Origin of the sequence: Sphingobium sp. HDIP04, assembly GCF_000445085.1 — a bacterium.
GTDB classification, from domain to species: domain Bacteria; phylum Pseudomonadota; class Alphaproteobacteria; order Sphingomonadales; family Sphingomonadaceae; genus Sphingobium; species Sphingobium indicum.
This window is the reverse complement of record NZ_ATDO01000117.1, coordinates 29812-45609: the sequence shown is the minus strand read 5'-3', so window position 1 is coordinate 45609 and position 15798 is coordinate 29812. Positions and strand designations below refer to the sequence as shown.

The 15798-nt window shown below is 67.6% G+C and carries 16 protein-coding genes and 1 tRNA gene; 9 read left to right on the top strand and 8 right to left on the bottom strand.

Annotation, left to right across the window (positions count from 1 at the left end):
• Position 1: 1 nt before the first annotated feature.
• From L286_RS42130 to L286_RS42115, 4 genes are read left to right on the top strand one after another with little or no spacing between them, the layout of a single operon-like run.
• Positions 2-1138, top strand: coding sequence for a glycosyltransferase family 4 protein (locus tag L286_RS42130; protein ID WP_020817507.1), 1137 nt, complete (start codon positions 2-4; stop codon positions 1136-1138).
• Complete coding sequence (locus L286_RS42125; protein ID WP_020817508.1) at positions 1129-1845, top strand: metallophosphoesterase family protein; 717 nt, start codon at positions 1129-1131, stop codon at positions 1843-1845. Before L286_RS42130 ends, L286_RS42125 begins: the two co-directional genes overlap by 10 nt.
• Positions 1842-2825: an ATP-grasp domain-containing protein gene (locus tag L286_RS42120; RefSeq protein WP_020817509.1), complete on the top strand. Its 984-nt coding sequence runs from the start codon at positions 1842-1844 to the stop codon at positions 2823-2825. The genes L286_RS42125 and L286_RS42120 overlap by 4 nt, the downstream gene beginning before the upstream one ends.
• The gene (locus L286_RS42115; protein ID WP_020817510.1) at positions 2822-3691 is read left to right on the top strand and encodes an NAD-dependent epimerase/dehydratase family protein; all 870 of its coding nucleotides are present in this window, start codon (positions 2822-2824) and stop codon (positions 3689-3691) included. Before L286_RS42120 ends, L286_RS42115 begins: the two co-directional genes overlap by 4 nt.
• Before the next feature lie 202 nt (positions 3692-3893).
• Here the strand turns inward: L286_RS42115 and L286_RS42110 are convergent, their stop codons facing one another.
• A complete protein-coding gene (locus L286_RS42110) occupies positions 3894-4460 on the bottom strand; it encodes an outer membrane protein assembly factor BamE (RefSeq protein WP_007689476.1) in 567 nt (188 codons plus the stop codon).
• A gap of 87 nt (positions 4461-4547) precedes the next feature.
• On the opposite strand from L286_RS42110, the gene L286_RS42105 reads away from it, so the two are divergent.
• From L286_RS42105 to dinB, 3 genes are all read left to right on the top strand, one after another.
• Positions 4548-5063 carry a ubiquinol-cytochrome C chaperone family protein gene (locus L286_RS42105; RefSeq protein WP_020817512.1) on the top strand — a complete coding sequence of 172 codons (516 nt, stop codon included), beginning with the start codon at positions 4548-4550 and terminating at the stop codon, positions 5061-5063.
• Positions 5060-5584 (top strand): DUF177 domain-containing protein, encoded by a 525-nt coding sequence (locus L286_RS42100; RefSeq protein WP_020817513.1) that lies wholly within the window; start codon positions 5060-5062, stop codon positions 5582-5584. The genes L286_RS42105 and L286_RS42100 overlap by 4 nt, the downstream gene beginning before the upstream one ends.
• An 84-nt stretch (positions 5585-5668) precedes the next feature.
• Entirely contained in the window at positions 5669-6748 is a 1080-nt protein-coding gene (gene dinB, locus L286_RS42095) for a DNA polymerase IV (RefSeq protein WP_020817514.1), read from the top strand.
• Between the two features lie 171 nt (positions 6749-6919).
• Here dinB and L286_RS42090 read toward each other — a convergent pair whose 3' ends face one another.
• Positions 6920-7729, bottom strand: a complete 810-nt coding sequence (locus L286_RS42090) for a DUF1134 domain-containing protein (RefSeq protein WP_007689483.1) — start codon at positions 7727-7729, stop codon at positions 6920-6922.
• A 230-nt stretch (positions 7730-7959) separates the two neighbouring features.
• Between L286_RS42090 and L286_RS42085 the strand changes: the two genes are divergently transcribed.
• A tRNA-Ser gene (locus L286_RS42085) sits at positions 7960-8051 on the top strand.
• Positions 8052-8089: 38 nt separating this feature from the next.
• Here the strand turns inward: L286_RS42085 and L286_RS42080 are convergent.
• The 3 genes from L286_RS42080 to L286_RS42070 form a co-directional block, all read right to left on the bottom strand.
• Entirely contained in the window at positions 8090-8404 is a 315-nt protein-coding gene (locus L286_RS42080; RefSeq protein ID WP_020817515.1) for a hypothetical protein, read from the bottom strand.
• Between the two features lie 19 nt (positions 8405-8423).
• The gene (locus L286_RS42075) at positions 8424-9989 is read right to left on the bottom strand and encodes a peptide chain release factor 3 (protein ID WP_007689488.1); all 1566 of its coding nucleotides are present in this window, start codon (positions 9987-9989) and stop codon (positions 8424-8426) included.
• Between the two features lie 61 nt (positions 9990-10050).
• A complete protein-coding gene (locus L286_RS42070; protein ID WP_020817516.1) occupies positions 10051-10941 on the bottom strand; it encodes an aldose 1-epimerase family protein in 891 nt (296 codons plus the stop codon).
• Positions 10942-11102: 161 nt separating this feature from the next.
• Between L286_RS42070 and L286_RS42065 the strand changes: the two genes are divergently transcribed.
• On the top strand, positions 11103-11627 hold the full coding sequence (locus L286_RS42065; RefSeq protein WP_007689492.1) for a hypothetical protein: 525 nt from the start codon (positions 11103-11105) through the stop codon (positions 11625-11627).
• Here the strand turns inward: L286_RS42065 and L286_RS42060 are convergent.
• The 3 genes from L286_RS42060 to pheS are packed head-to-tail and all read right to left on the bottom strand — an operon-like array spanning position 11575 to position 15796.
• On the bottom strand, positions 11575-12285 hold the full coding sequence (locus L286_RS42060) for a DUF4386 domain-containing protein (protein WP_020817517.1): 711 nt from the start codon (positions 12283-12285) through the stop codon (positions 11575-11577). The two genes, L286_RS42065 and L286_RS42060, sit on opposite strands and share 53 nt — an antisense overlap.
• A complete protein-coding gene (pheT, locus tag L286_RS42055; protein WP_020817518.1) occupies positions 12282-14696 on the bottom strand; it encodes a phenylalanine--tRNA ligase subunit beta in 2415 nt (804 codons plus the stop codon). The genes L286_RS42060 and pheT overlap by 4 nt, the downstream gene beginning before the upstream one ends.
• Positions 14693-15796: a phenylalanine--tRNA ligase subunit alpha gene (pheS, locus tag L286_RS42050; RefSeq protein ID WP_025160831.1), complete on the bottom strand. Its 1104-nt coding sequence runs from the start codon at positions 15794-15796 to the stop codon at positions 14693-14695. The genes pheT and pheS overlap by 4 nt, the downstream gene beginning before the upstream one ends.
• Positions 15797-15798: the final 2 nt, after the last annotated feature.

Sequence of the window (15798 nt, the reverse complement as noted above, 5' to 3'; positions counted from 1 at the left end):
GATGCGCATCTGTTCGATCATCACCAGCTTCACGTCGGGCGGGGCGGAAATGCTGGTCTGCAATCTGGCGGAGGCTTTTGCGCAGGCGGGCCATCAGGCGACAGTCCTCTCGCTCAGCGACGCGGCGCAGGTGGGCAATGCGCCCGATACCGAAGCGGCGATGATGGCGCGGGTGCGGGCGGACGGCGCCACCGCCCTTTCCCTGGGCCTTGCCAACCGCAACAATCTGCCCGGCGGGGCGCTGGCGCTGCGCCGCGCCCTGCGCGCGATCCGGCCGGACGTGATCCACGCCCACACGGCCCGCGCCCTCTTCCCCCTTGCGCTGGCCATGCCCGGCGTGCCGGTGGTGCTGACCCACCATAACAGCCGCCTCTCCTTTCCGCCGTCGGCCTTCGTCCTCTTCGACTGCATCGTCGACGGCTATGTCGCGATCAGCGACCAGTGCGAGGCGATGCTGCGCGACCATGCCCGCAAGCCGATCCGCATGATCCTGAACGCCGCCAGCGCCCGCTTCCAGGCCGGGCGGCCGCGCGACGCCGCCGGGCGCGATCCGACGATCCTCGCCGTGGGCACGGTGTCGGCGCAGAAGGATTATCCCACCCTGCTCCGCGCCGCCCGCCCGCTGGTGGAGGCGCTGGCGGCGCAGGGCCGCTCCGCCCGCATCCGCATAGCGGGCGGGGGACCGGAATTCGGCCGGCTTCAGGTGCAGGCCGCTGGCGAACCCGTCGAATTGCTGGGCGCATGCAGCGGCGTCGACGCGCTGATGCGGCAGGCGGACCTGTTCGTGAACTGCTCGCTGTGGGAGGGTTTTCCCATCGCCATGATCGAGGCGGCGATGAGCGGCCTGCCCATCGTTGCGACCGCGGTGGCGGGCAATCGGGAAATGGTCCTGCCCGGCGTCAACGGCCGGCTCGTCCCCCCTTCCGACCCCGCCGCGCTGGCGCGGGCGGTCGTGGAGACGCTGAGCGACGACTCCCAATATGCCGCCCTGTCGCGGGGCGCGCTGCATGCCGCCCGGCGCTTTTCCCTCGAAAGCTGCGCGGCGGCGCATCTCGACCTGTATCGGGAACTGACCCAGTCCCGCCGCCCCCGCTTCGCTCCGTCCCCTCTGGCCCGCCCGGTGTCGCCATGCGAATAGCCGCGCTGACCGACATCCACGCCGCCAGCGACCCGCTGCAACTCGCGCTCACCGCCGCCCGGCGGGAGGGGTTCGACCGGATGCTCATCCTGGGCGACCTGCTGACCTATGGCGTGCAGCCGCTGGAGACGCTGGAACTGGTGCAGGGCGCGGCGGTTCGCGACGGGGCGATCCTGATCAGCGGCAATCACGACATGGTCTACCGGGGGTCGGCGGCGGCGGAGGCCTATCGCGCCGCCCTGCCCGACTGGCTGCGCGAAAGCGTCGACTGGACCGCCGCCCATATCCCGTCCGACAGCATGACGGCGTTCGACTGGCGCGAAAGCTGGTCGCTGGGGCCGCTGTTCGCCGCCCACGCCAATCCCTTCGACTATGGCGACTGGCGCTACATCCGCTCGGCGCAGGAGGCGGAGGAAGCCGCCGCCGCGGTCGCGGCGCGGGGCTTTCTCTACGGCCTGTTCGGCCATGTCCACCGGCATCGCCGCTATGATTGCGACGCCGCCACCATCTTCACCCTCGCCTCGCTCGGCCAGCCGCGAGACGAGGGCGACCGGACGCCGAAATGGGCGATGATCGACATCAGGGGAGATTCTGTGACCATCGAAAGCCGCGACATCGATTTCGATCCGGAGGACCAGATGCACGCCATCCGCGCCACCACCCTGTCCGCGGCCACGCAGGAGCGGCTCTGCCGGTTCTTCGCATGAAGATCCTCGTCACCGGAGCCGGCGCGGTGCTGGGACAGGGCATCGTCAAGGCGCTGCGGCAGTCGGCGCTGGAGTGCCAGGTCATCGCGGCCGACCCCAATCCGCTTTCCGCCGGCCTCTATTGGACGGACCGCGCCTATCGCCTGCCCTTCGCCGATGACCCGGCCTTTGGCGACCGCATTCACCAACTGCTGGACCGGGAACGGCCCGACGCCGTGCTGGTCGGAACCGATGTCGAACTGTCCTGGTTCGCCGCCGAGCGCCACCGGCTGGAGGCGTTGTTCGGCACGCATGTGCTGGTCAGCGATCCCCGCGTCGTCGCCATTGCGGACGACAAGCTGGAGACGGCGCGCTTCTTCGAAAGCGTCGGCCTGCCTCACCCCGCCTCCGCCGCCGGCGAGGACAAGGAAGCGGTCGAGGCGCTGATCGACAGGGTCGGCTTTCCGCTGGTGGTGAAGCCCCGGATCGGCGCGCGTTCGGTCGGCGTATCGGTGGTGCATGACCGCGCCGGACTGGCGTCGGCGCTGGAGGGGCGCGGCGGGCTTGTCGTGCAGCAATGCGTGGGCAGCGCCGATTGCGAATATACCGCCTCCACCCTCGTCTTCGACGGCGAGGTGCAGGCGTCCATCGTGATGCGCCGCGACCTGCGCGACGGGAACACCTATCGCGCTTATGTTGCCGACTATCCGGAACTGAACGATCAGGTGCGGACGCTGGGCCGGGCGCTGCAACCCCATGGCCCCGCCAATTTCCAGTTCCGCACCGACGCCGACGGCACCCCCCGCGTGTTCGAGATCAACGCCCGCTTTTCCGGCACCACGCCGCTGCGCGCCATGGCCGGCTTCAACGAGGTGGAGATGTGCGTGCGGAAACTGCTGCACGGCACTCCCATCGTCCAGCCGCCGGTCCGGCCGGGAGTCATATTGCGCTATTGGGACGAGATGTTCGTGCCGCAGGAGCGCATCGACGCGGTGCGATGAGCGGTTCGGTTCCCCTGCTAGCCCTGACCGGCGGTTCGGGCTTTGTCGGCCGCGCTTTCGCCCCCGTGGCGCGCCGGGCGGGCTGGCGCATCCGCCATCTCGGCCGCCGTCCGCCGCCCGATGCCGATCCGGCGGATGAATGGGCGTTCCTCGACCTGGCGGCAGTGGAGGATGCGGACCTTTCCGGCTGCGCGGCGCTGGTGCATCTCGCTGCCCATATCCCCACCGACCATGGCGACCCGGCCGAAGCGGAGCGTTGCTGGCGGATCAACGCGCTCGGCACGCTGAGGCTGGTCGACGCGGCGATCCGGGCGGGCGTGCGGCGGATCATGCAGGCGAGCAGCGCCAACGCCTATGCGCCGACTGGCCAGCCTCCGGACGAGCGAGCGCCTCTCTTTCCCGGCAGCAGGGGCTATTATCTCGGTTCGAAGGTCTGTCAGGAAATCTACGCGGCGGAACGTTGCCGGGGGGAGGATGTGCTGCTCCAGACGCTACGGCTGGCGTCGGTCTATGGGCCGGGGCAGCAGAGCGGCGCGCTGGCCGCGATGGCGCAGGCAGCCGCGAGCGGCGGGCCGATCCGGGTGCGTGGCGGCGGCGGGTTCGGGGCCGACCTGATCCATGTGGACGATGTGGCGCGGGCCATGCTGCTGTTGCTCGGCAGCGAGAATGCGGGGGCTTTCAATGTCGGCAGCGGCGTGCGCACGACGATTGCGGAACTGGCGACCCTGCTGGCGGAGCGAACGGGCGCGGCGGTCGTGCATGAAGGTGAGGGGGGAGAGGATTGGGGCTTTCCGGCCCTCAATATCGATCGACTGCAGGCATTGGGCTATCGGCCGACGCGCCTGGCTGACGGCTTGAAGCTGTAGGAGCGGCGTGGCGGCTAAAATCCTCCCTATGCGAAGCGTGGGGAGGGTCGAAGAGAGGCACGTGACTCTCTTCGACGTCGGCGCAGCCGATGGTGGAGGGGAAATACACGCAGGTCGTGCCCTATTCCCCTCCACCAGCCTGCGGCTGGTCCCCCTCCCCATCTACCGATGGGGAGGAATAGGAAAAGTCCGCCTACGACCTCTAGCTCCCGTTCGGGCCGCCGGTGTTGCTGCCGCCGCCCGCGCCGCCCATGCCGCCGGCGCCGACCGCGCCGATATTGCCGAAAATCTCGTCGAACAGGCTGCGATGGCGGCCCAAAGTCGGCGTCTTGTCGCCAGAGGGGGAAATCTTCGCGACCTGCTCCAGCCCCATGCGGTCCACCGCCACGACATTGCCCGCCGCGTCGAAGCGGACGTGCAGCACGGTTTGCGACACGGGCTTGGGGCTGGAAAAGGCCAGCGATCGCATGTCGCGCGACACATAATACCAGTCCTGGTCGCCGAACTGCGCGACGAAGCTCGGCCGGCCCAGCGTGCCTTCCACGGAGGCGCGGTTATCGATGCCCGGCTGGATCGAATCCACCAGCAGCTTGTCGACCTGATAACCCTGGTGGGTGCGGATGCGCGAGCAGCCCGACGCGCCCAGCAACAGCGCGCAAAGGCCTGCGCCAAGCAAAATCCGCCCGCTGCGGGATTGGCGGCTGAACTGGCGCATGAACTTCTCCTGCGGGGACATGCCCCGGACCTTGCCGAAAAACAAAGCCGCCATTGCATCGGGCGGCTGGCCGATCAATATGGAAATGCGTGGGCCTCGGCAAGGGGCCGCCTTTCGGTCCAGCCAGGAAACTCATTCGTCATGCCCAGCATCTTCCAGCGCCTGTTCGCGCCGAGCGATCCCAAGGATGCGATGCGCCCCCTATACAACGCCATCGTCGCGGAGGGCCGCCGGCCCCATTGGTATGTGGAAGGGCGGGTTCCCGACACGATGGACGGCCGTTTCGACATGATCGTCGCCATCCTCGCCCAGGCGCTGATGCGGCTGGAGACGCTGGGCGCTGCGCAGGAAAGCGTCTGGCTGACCGAATTGTTCGTCGACGACATGGACGGCCAGTTGCGGCAGGAAGGGATTGGCGACGTCGTCGTCGGCAAGCATATCGGCCGCATGGTGAGCGCGCTGGGTGGGCGTCTGGCGGCCTATCGCGCCGCATTGTCGGGCGAAGCGGAACTGGATGAAGCGATCGCCCGCAACCTCTATCGCGGCGCGGCGCCGTCCGCCGACGCGCTGGCGCATGTCGAATCGCATCTGCGTTCGCGCTGGGCCAGGCTTGGCCGCGTCAGCCGCGACGCGCTGATGGCAGGAGACCTTGGATGAGCACGACTCCCGAATTTTCCCGGCCGGTCCGCGTCGACCAGCTTGCCCGTTATGCCCAGCCGATAACCATCACCGCCGATGCCGCCGAGCGCGAGGCGTTGGCCAGGCGCTTCCACCTGCTCGCGCTCGACCGGCTGGAGGCGGATTATGCGCTGAGCGAGGAAAATGGCGCGATCTACGCCAGGGGGCGGGTGCGGGCGGACCTTGCCCAGCCCTGCGTCGCGACCGGCGTTGCGGTTCCTGAAAGGGTCGATACCGACTTCCTCCTCCGCTTCGTCAGGGAAGGGGAGGATGCGCCCGAAGGCGACGAGCTGGAGCTGGACGCCGAGGATTGCGACACCATCGGCTATGACGGCCTGGTCCTCGACATGGGCGAGGCGGTGGCCGAAACGGTGGCGCTGGCCATGACGCCCTATCCGCGCGCTCCGGAAGCCGACAGCGTGCTGCGCGAAGCGGGCGTGCTGAGCGAGGAGCAGGCCAGCCCCTTCGCCGCGCTGCTGTCACTGAAGGACAAGAAATAAGGCTGACGCGGGCTGCCCGATAGCCTGCGCCTGCTGCCACGCTGAGGGCTGCCTTCCGTTCCGCCCTGTGGCATAAGCGCGCCCATGGAAAGCCCGCCGCGCAAGATCATCCATATCGACATGGATGCCTTTTACGCGTCGGTCGAACAGCGCGACGATCCCAGCCTGCGGGGCAAGGCGCTGGCGGTGGGCGGCGGCGGTCCCCGCGGCGTGGTCGCCACCGCCAGCTATGAGGCGCGCAAATATGGCATCCGCTCCGCCATGCCGGGCGCCAGGGCGCGGCGGCTCTGCCCCGACCTGCTGTTCGTCCGCCCCCGCTTCGATGTCTATCGCGCCGTGTCCGCCCAGGTGCGGGAGATATTCTCCCGCTTCACCGACATCATCCAGCCGCTGTCGCTGGACGAAGCCTATCTGGACGTCACGCGGAACAAGCCCGGCATCCCTTCCGCCACGCGCATAGCCGAGGAAATCCGTCGCCTGATCCGGGAGGAAACCGGCCTCACCGCATCGGCGGGCGTCTCCTACAACAAGCTGATCGCCAAGCTGGCGTCGGACCAGAACAAGCCCGACGGCATCTGCGTCGTCCGGCCGGAGGAAGGCGCGGCCTTCATCGCGAAGATGCCGGTGCGGCGCATCCATGGCGTGGGGCCGGTGACGGCGAAGCGGATGCAGGCGCTGGGCATAGAGACGGGCGCGGATTTGCGCGCCCGCGACCTGCCCTTCCTCCAGCATCATTTCGGCAGCGCCGCGCTGTTCTACTATCGCGCATCGCGAGGCGAGGACGACCGCCCCGTGCATGAGCGGCAGGAACGCAAATCGGTGAGCGTCGAGGATACTTTCTTCGACGATCTGACGGCGGAGGATGCGCTGATCGCGGAACTGGACCGGATCGCGGAGAATCTCTGGGGCCGGATCGAAAAGAGCGGCGCCTATGGCCGGACAGTGGTGCTCAAGGTCAAGTTCGCGGATTTCCGGATCATCACCCGCTCCAGGAGCTTCGCCGCCCCGCTGCGCTCGCCCGATCTGCTGGCGGAGACCGGCCGGGCGCTGCTGCGCGCCCAACTGCCGCTGCGCATGGGGGCGCGGCTATTGGGGCTGGGCGTCCATAATCTGGACCATGAGGAACCGGAGCAGGCGAGCGGGCAACTCAACCTCTCCCTGTAGGCACGGCTTAAAAATCCTCCCCATCGCAAGATGGGGAGGGGGACCAGCCGAAGGCTGGTGGAGGGGAATGGGGCACGACCTCCGAATTTCCCCTCCACCATTCGCTTCGCAAATGGTCCCCCTCCCCACGCTGCGCGCAGGGAGAATTTTCAGTCCCGCGCTCCAAGCCCCTCAGAAGGGCAGCCAGTTCCGCTTCTCGGTGAACTTCATGTAACCGGCGTTGACGCCCAGCCGGTAACCGACCCCCAGCCGGATCGGGATCAGCACCACGCTGCCCCAGCGCAGGTAACTGGCGGTGAAGCCGCCCACCAGATAGGCGGTGCCCTCTGCCGCCGGGAAGCGGTGATAAAGATCCTGCGTGTCATAGAGGTTGTAGACCAGCACGAAGGTATTGGCCGCGTTGCCGCCCACGTCGAAGCCGATGGACGGCCCCGTCCAATAGACTTCCCGCTTTCCCTCCACCTTGTGATTGAGCGTGCCGGACCCGTAGCGCAGGCCGACGACGAAAGCGCCCGACGCCTCCCGCCCGGCGATATAGGCGTTGGGGCGGCCCTGATCCTTCAATATCTTCTCGATGATGCCGGCCAGCCCTTCCGCGCCCTTGCCGAACACCCCTTCGGCCGCGCCGATCAGATCGTCTTCCTGATAGGAATCGCTGGGGGAGATCGCCGCCGGGGGAGAATTGGCCGTCACCGGCGCGCCGGTCGCGGTCGATCCGGTCGCCGTAGACCCCGAACCGGCCGGCGGCGGATCATAGGGCGCGCCGTTCCCGGACGGGACGCTGGGGTCCACGCCGGGATCGGTAGGCGTGCCCCCCTGCTGCGGCACGGGCGCCAGGTCGGCATCGATGGCGGTATTGGGATCGACGGTGCGCACCTGCGCCTGCGCGGCGACGGGCGCCAGCGTCATGCCGCCCAGGGCGACCGCCAAAGCGCCCGCCCATGCGGCGCGGCCCGAAAACCGCCGCAAAATCCCGATCATGTCCGCTACTCCCCAAAGAACCCGCTCTTGAACCATATTTCAGATTATCGGGGAACAAGCTGAAACGACAATGAACGAACGGCGACCCGAGTCGATTCCGCGCCAGTCCGAATCCGCTTTTCGAAATTGGGGTGATTTTTCTCCGCCGCGAACCGTTGCCATGCATCAAACCCGCCGCTATAGGCCGACATCTAGCCACTGCTCACCTTATCCGGTGGGCAAATTCGTGCGGAGACGTGGGTGAGTGGCTGAAACCAGCGGTTTGCTAAACCGTCGTAGCCTTAAGGGGCTACCGAGGGTTCGAATCCCTCCGTCTCCGCCACCTTTCCCTCCGCTCATAACCGGGCCAATCGCTGAAGTTCAGCCCAGGCGATAGGGCGTGGGGTCGCCCAGTTCCGCGATCAGTTCCTTGCGCGCCTGCGCCCTGCATTCGGCATAGTCCCGCCGCAGCGCCGTCTCTTCCAGGGCGGGGAAGCGATCGAGCAACCGGCGCAGGATGGATTCATCGTCCCCCAGCGCGATTTCCCCGGCCAGGGCTTGCGGCTCCAGCGCCGCCGACACCCGCGGCGCAAGCAGCTTCATCGTCCGCGCCCGCTCCCGAAATTCGAAGTCGATCAGCCGGGCGGATTCGAACTCGCCCTTTTTCAGCAAGGCGCGGCGCAAGTCCCAGGCCATCTGCCGCCGCCCCTTTTCCTCACCGCTCCTTGGTCGCGCTGAACTTGACCTTGGGGTGGCGTTCCTGCTGATAGCCGATGTCCCAGGCGCTTTTCGCCATGAAGACCAGATTGCCGTCGCGATCCTTGGCCATGTTCGCGCCGTTGAACGACACCAGATCCCTGATCGCCGCGTCATCGCCGGAAATCCAGCGCGCCGTGTCGAAGGGGGAAGCCTCCAGCCCGGCCGCCACCTTATATTCCGCCTCCAGCCGGGAGATCAGGACGTCGAGCTGCAACTGCCCGACGACGCCGACGATCCAGTTGGACCCGATCTCCGGATAGAAGACCTGGATCACGCCCTCTTCGGACAGGTCATCCAGCGCCTTGCGAAGCTGCTTCGTCTTGGTGGGGTCTTTCAGCGCCACGCGCCGCAGGATTTCCGGCGCGAAGTTAGGCAGGCCGGTGAAGCGCACCCCGGCCTTCTCGCTCAGCGTGTCCCCGACCCGCAACGTGCCATGGTTGGGAATGCCGATGATGTCGCCCGGAAAGGCCTCGTCCGCGATCTCGCGATCCTGCGCGAAAAAGAGGATAGGGGAATGCACCGCGATCGGCTTGCCGCTGCCCGAAGGGGTCAGTTTCATGCCCCGCCTGAACTTGCCCGAACAAAGCCGCATGAAGGCGATCCGGTCGCGATGCTGCGGGTCCATATTGGCCTGGACCTTGAAGATGAAGCCGGTGACCTCGCTGTTCTCCGGCTCTACCGGCGCGGGTTCGGCGGGCTGGGCGCGGGGCGGCGGCGCGTGGGCGGCCAGCGCGTCGATCAACTCGGTGACGCCGAACAGCTTGAGCGCGGACCCGAAATAGACCGGCGTCAGGTCGCCATGGCGATAGGCGGCAAGGTCAAAATCGGCATAGCCGCCCACCGCCAGTTCCGCCTCCTCGCGCAGCCGCGCCAGCCCCTGTCCGGAAAGGTGCCCGGCCAGCGCGTCGTCGTCGATGCCGGAGAAGAAGGCTTCCTTCCCCTCAAATTCCTTGCTCGCGCCCGAAGGCTGGCGCAGGCGGTTCCGGGCGAAATCGTAGATCCCCTCGAACTCGCCGCCCATGCCGACCGGCCAGCTCATCGGGCACACGTCCAGCGCCAGCGCGTCCGCCACTTCATCGAGAAGCGCGAAGGCGTCGCGGCCCTCCCGGTCCACCTTGTTGACGAAGGTGATGATCGGCACGTTGCGCAGCCGGCATACCTCGAACAGCTTGCGCGTCTGCGGCTCGATGCCCTTGGCGGCGTCGATCACCATCACCGCGGAGTCCACCGCCGTCAGCGTGCGATAGGTGTCCTCGGAAAAATCCTCGTGCCCCGGCGTGTCGAGCAGGTTGAAGGTGATCCCGTCCCGCTCGAAGGTCATGACCGAGCTTGTCACGGAAATGCCGCGCTGCTGCTCGATCTTCATCCAGTCGGACCGCGCCCGCCGGTTCGCGCCGCGCGCCTTGACCTCGCCCGCCAGATGGATCGCCCCGCCTTCCAGCAGCAGCTTCTCGGTCAGCGTGGTCTTGCCCGCGTCGGGGTGCGAGATGATGGCGAAGGTGCGGCGGGAAGGAATGGTCATGGGCGGCCCATATAGCGATTCTTCGCCGCCGCGCCAGTAAGGCCGTTTTTGGCGCGGCGCCTCAGATCCAGCCGTCCACCACCGCCACGTCCATCCGGAAGGCCCGTTCCTCCCCCGGCGCCAGCCGCATGATCCCCTGCTTCTCCCAAACGTCTCCGGCAAAACCCACCAGGTCGGCCATTCCCGCCCAGGGTTCGACGCAGAGATAATGCGCGCCCGGCTTCTGCCACAGCCCCAGCCAGGGCGTATCGGGAAAGTCGATCCTCAGCCCCCTGCCGCCCGGCACGCCCCAGAACAGGCTGCGGCTCTCCAGCCGGTCCCAGATCAGCGCGTCGCCCCGGAACGTAGCAGGGGTGGGGGCCAGCACATGGTCCTCGACCGGCGAGGGCGCGCTCTCCAGCGCGATCAGTCCCGGCTCGTCCCCCACCTTGCGGATCGGCGCTGGCTCCGCCTTCTCGAACAGCACGCGGTGATCCTCCGCCGCACCGCCATAGGGCAGCGGCCAGGCGAAGGCAGGATGATAGCCGAAGGAATAGGGCAGGTCGCCCGTCCCCCGATTGGCCACCGTCGCGGTCATCCGCAGCGCCGCCCGCTCGACCGCGAAGCGCATGTCCAGCCGGAAGTCGAAGGGATATACGGCCCGCGTCTCCGCATCCGCCTCCAGCCGGAAGGTCGCGGCCTCGTCGCTGCGTTCGACCACGTCAAAGACCCTGCGCCGCGCAAAGCCATGCTGCGGCATGGGATAGTCCCGCCCCTCGAAGCGATAGGCGTCCCCCCGCGACCGCCCGACGAAGGGGAAGAGAAGAGGCGCATGTCCCGTCCACCAGCGCGGATCGGCATCGGTCATGAGTTCGCGCCCTTGCCCGTCTTTCATTGACCATAGCTCCGCCCCCAGCGGGTTGATGCCGGCGCTGAGGTCGCCCGAACCGATGGTGATGAATTCGTCCGCCATGCGCTGCAATCTCCTTGTCGTCCGGCATAGAGCGATTTCCAGGCGATCGGAACCGATCGCTGGTCAGGAAATCGCGGAAAGCAAAGAATCAGGGGCGGCGAACCAGGCGCGGAACCACGCCCTGTCTCAACGGGTTGAAGGGGCAACAGGGAGAAAATCGGATGAAATGGATTGGCGTGGCTGCGCTGCTGCTCTGTTCGACGGGCGCCCTGGCGCAGGAACAGGAGAAGAAGGACGACACGCTGAAGAAGGCGGGCACCATCGCCACCCAGCCGGCGCGGGACGTCGGCATCGACAAGGACAAGATTCCCGACGTGCTCCAGAAGGCGGTCGAAGATCCCTATCGGCGCCCGCCGGTGCGGAGCTGCAAGGCGCTCAAGACCTCGCTCGAGGAGCTTGACGCGGTGCTCGGCCCCGATTTCACCGTGGGGCAGAAGGCCAATGAGAACCGCACCGGCAAGATCGCCGAAGCGGTCGGCAAGACCATCGTCAATTCGATCATCCCCTTTCGCGGCCTGGTGCGGGAGATCAGCGGCGCGGCGCCCGCCGAGCGCCGTCTGGAAGCCGCCGTCACCGCCGGCATAGCCCGGCGCGGCTATCTGCGCGGCCTGGCCGACGCCAGGGGCTGCAAGATCACGAGTCCGCCTCCGACCGCGCAGGAGAAGTCGGATGAGGCCAAAAAATAAGCCATAGGGCAAAGGCCGCCTCCGCCGTCACGGCCACGATGTCCGCCTGAATCACCGTCGCATCGGCCAGGTCCGGCGCCGTCAGGGCCACCAGGCGCACGGCCGCTTGCAGCGAGCCGCCGAAGATCAACGCCGCGCCCAGGGCGCGGGGAAACCGCCGCGAACGGAAAACCAGCAGCCCGGTCAGCAGCAGGTACAGCGCCAGGAAGATGCGCGCTATGCCCTGAACCTGATCCCGCAGCAGCAGCGCCAGTTCCACGAGGGAATAGGTCTGCGCCATGCCGATGCCCGGATGGGGCGCGCCGTCCAGCAGGACCAGCGGCGCCATGGCCGGAAGGCCGCTGGCCGCCAGCGTCGCGATGCCGATGACGGAAAGCAGTGCCGCCATCCGCGCAACATGCCTCCCGACCGGCGCGAACAGCGCGTAAAGCAGCACGGTCGCCCCCAGCATGGCGCAGATCATCGCCAGATCGCTCGCCTCCGCGGCGCGATAGGCCCAGGGGAAGTCCCTTATGTTCCGCGCCGTCTCCCGCCCGGAACCGGGCACGACCAGAGCGGCGCGGATCATGGCCTCGCCCACGCCGCGCAGCGTCATTCCGCCGAGAAGGAAGAGGCCGGCGAGCCGCGCCTTCCCCTGAATCCCGGCGAACAGCCTCATCCGCGCAGCGTGCCGCCCAGCTTTTCCGCCGCCTTCACCACCGCGGCGCTGATCGCGTCCAGTTCTTCCTGGGAAAAGCTTTTTTCGCCGGGTTGCAGCGTGATCTCGATGGCCAGGCTCTTCTTGCCCTCCTCGACGCCGGGGCCGACGAACATGTCGAACAGCCGCGCCTCGACGATCGCCTTCTTGTCTGCGTTCCTGACGGCCCGGACCAGCGTTTCGGCTTCGACGGCCTCATCGATGACGAAGGCGAAGTCGCGCTTCACCGCCTGCAAGGCCGGCGGCGCATAGGGCGCGCGCATGAAGCCGCTGGCCCGCTTTGCGGGGATCGCGTCCAGGAAGACCTCTCCCGCGACCACCGTGCCGGTCAGCCCGAACTGCTTGGCGAGGCTCGGATGCAGCACGCCGAATTCCGCCAGCACGGTCTTTGGCCCCAGCCGCATCGTGCCCGACTGGCCCGGATGATAGGCGCCAGACGCCTCGCCGAAGCTCTGCAGATTGGCGACGGGCGCGCCCGCCGCCGCCAGCAGCGCGATCACCTCGCTTTTGGCGTCGAAGGCGGAGAAGGGCTGCGCCTTCCCCGTCTGCCAGCCCCGCGCCACCTTCTCGCCCGCCAGCACGAAGCCGACGGTCGCCCGCTCCCTGTCCGCCAGATAGCGGCGGCCCAGCTCGAACAGCCGCACCGACGCCGCGCCCCGATCCGCGTTCCGCTGCGTGGCCGAAAGCAGGCCGGGCAGCAGGGAGGGCCGCATGACCTTCAGATCCTCCGAAATCGGGTTGGCGAGGGTCCATGCCCCGCCGCCGACCGCGGCGGCCTCCTTCTCCGAAATGAAGGACCAGTTGATCGCTTCGGCCAGCCCGCGCGCCGCCGCCGTCCGGCGCACGCGCCGCTCGACGGCCTGTTCCGGCGTGGCGGTCGGCTTGGCGACGCCGGGGGCGCGGGGCAGGGGGGTGGAGGGCACCTGATCCAGCCCGACGATGCGCACCACCTCCTCCACGATGTCAGGCCAATCGTCGACGTCACGCCGCCAGCTCGGCACCGTCACGGTCCAGTTGGCCGGTGTCGTGACCGGCACGCCGTCCTGATATTCGAAGGTGGCGTCATGGCCCTCCACCGCGAAGCCCAGGCTTTCCAGGATGCGCTTCTGCTCGGAATCCCCCACGTCCACGCCGGCGAGCGCCAGGCATTGCGCCGGATCGTAGGTCACGGTCTTCGCGGCCGCCGGCGGACTGCCGGCGCGGGTCGCCTCGCTCGCGCTGCCGCCGCACAGATGCGTCACCAGATAGGTCGCGATCGACAGGCCGTCGTCCAGGAAGGCGGGGTCCACCCCACGTTCGAACCGTGCGCGGGCGTCGCTGGTCAGCCCCAGCTTCTGCCCCGTCACCGCGATCCGCTCCGGCGTGAAATAGGCGCATTCGATCAGCACGTCGGTCGTGGCTTCGGTGGCGCCCGAATGCTCGCCGCCCATGATGCCGCCAATGTCGTGGACTGCCTCGTCATCGGCGATCACGGTCATGCTCTCATCGATGGTGTAGCTCTTGCCGTTCAGCGCCAGCACCTGCTCGCCCTGCCTGCCGCGCCGCGCCACCAGCCCGCCCTTCAGCGTCGCCATGTCATAGACGTGCAGCGGCCGGCCCAGATCGATCATGATGTAATTGGTGATGTCGACCAGCGTGCTGATCGGCTTCTGCCCGATGGCCTTCAACTGCTTGGCCATCCATTCGGGCGAACTGCCGTTCCTCACGCCGCGCACTGTCCGCGCGAAGAAGGCGGGACAGCCCTCGGTATCCTCTATCCGCACGGCCGGTCCCGGCCCGGCCGCCTCGATCACCGGCACGATCAGCGCGTTCAGCGTGCCCAGCCCCGCCGCCGCCAGATCGCGCGCGATGCCGCGCACGCCCATGCAGTCCTGCCGGTTGGGCGTGATCGACACGTCGATGACCGGATCGTCCAGCCCGGCCCACGCGGCATAGGACTGCCCCACCGGCGCGTCGGCGCTGAGTTCGATGATCCCGTCATGATCCTCGCCCAGTTCCAGTTCGCGGAAGGAACACATCATGCCGTTGGATTCGACGCCGCGAATCGCGGTCTTCTTCAGCACCATGCCGTTGACCGGCACCACCGCGCCCTCTGTCCCGAACACGCCGACCAGGCCCGCCCGCGCATTGGGCGCGCCGCAGACGACCTGGATGGCGCCCTCGCCCGCATCGACGGTCAGCACCTGCAACTTGTCGGCCTGCGGATGGCGCTCCGCCGTCAGCACCCTGGCGATGCGGAACGCGCCCAGCTTTTCCGCCGGATTCTCCACGCCCTCGACCTCAAGCCCGATGTTCGTCAGTCCCTTGAGGATCGTCGGCAGGTCCGCATCGGTATTGAGATGCGTCTTGAGCCAGCTCAGCGTGAACTTCATGCGCCCACTCCTCCGCTCAGCGTCGGCACGTCCAGCGCCGAAAAGCCGTAATGTTTGAGCCAGCGCAGATCGCCGTCGAAGAAAGCGCGCAAGTCGTTCATCCCATATTTCAGCATGGCGAGCCGGTCGACGCCGGTGCCGAAGGCAAAGCCCTGCCATTCGTCCGGATCGAGCCCGCACGCCTCGATCACCCGGCGGTTGACCATGCCGCTGCCCAGCACCTCCAGCCAGCCGCCGCCCGGCGCGTCGCCGTCGCCGCCGATCACCCGCTGGCCGCCCGCCAGCGTATAGCCGACGTCGACCTCCACCGAAGGCTCCGTGAAGGGGAAATAGCTGGGCCGCAGGCGCAAGACGATGTCGTCGCGCTCGAAAAAGGCCTTCAGGAAGGTCTCCAGCGTCCATTTGAGATGGCCAAGCGTGATGCCCTTGTCGATCACCAGCCCCTCGATCTGATGGAACATCGGCGTATGCGTCGCGTCGCTGTCCGACCGATAGACCCGGCCCGGCGCGATGATGCGGATCGGCGGTTCCTGGTTCTTCATCGTGCGGATCTGCACGGGGGAGGTGTGGGTGCGCAGCAGCATCTTCTTCCCTTCCCCATTCTCATCGCTGGTGTCGGGGAAGTAGAAAGTGTCGTGCATCGCCCGCGCTGGATGCGTCTCGGGAATGTTGAGCGCGGTGAAATTATGCCAGTCGTCCTCGATCTCCGGTCCCGTCGCCACGGAGAAGCCGAGGTCAGCGAAAATCTCCGCCAGCTCGTCCATCACCTGGCTGACCGGATGCACGGACCCCTGCGGACCGATGTCGGCGGGCAAGGTCATGTCGATCTTCTCGGCCGCGAGCTTCGCATCGAGCGCCGCCTGCTCCAGCGCCGCCTTCCTTTCCGCCAGCGCCGCCGTCACGCTCTCCCGCAAATCCTGGATCGGCGGGCCTTTCTCCAGCCGCTCCTCCGGACTCATCGGACCCAGCGTCTTGAGCAGCCCCGTCACCACGCCGTTCTTGCCCAAAGCGCCGACCCGCAGCGCCTCCAGCGCGTCGAGCGTGTCGGCGGCGGCAATATCCGCGATCAGGCCGGCTTTCAGATTGGCAATCTCAGTCATAA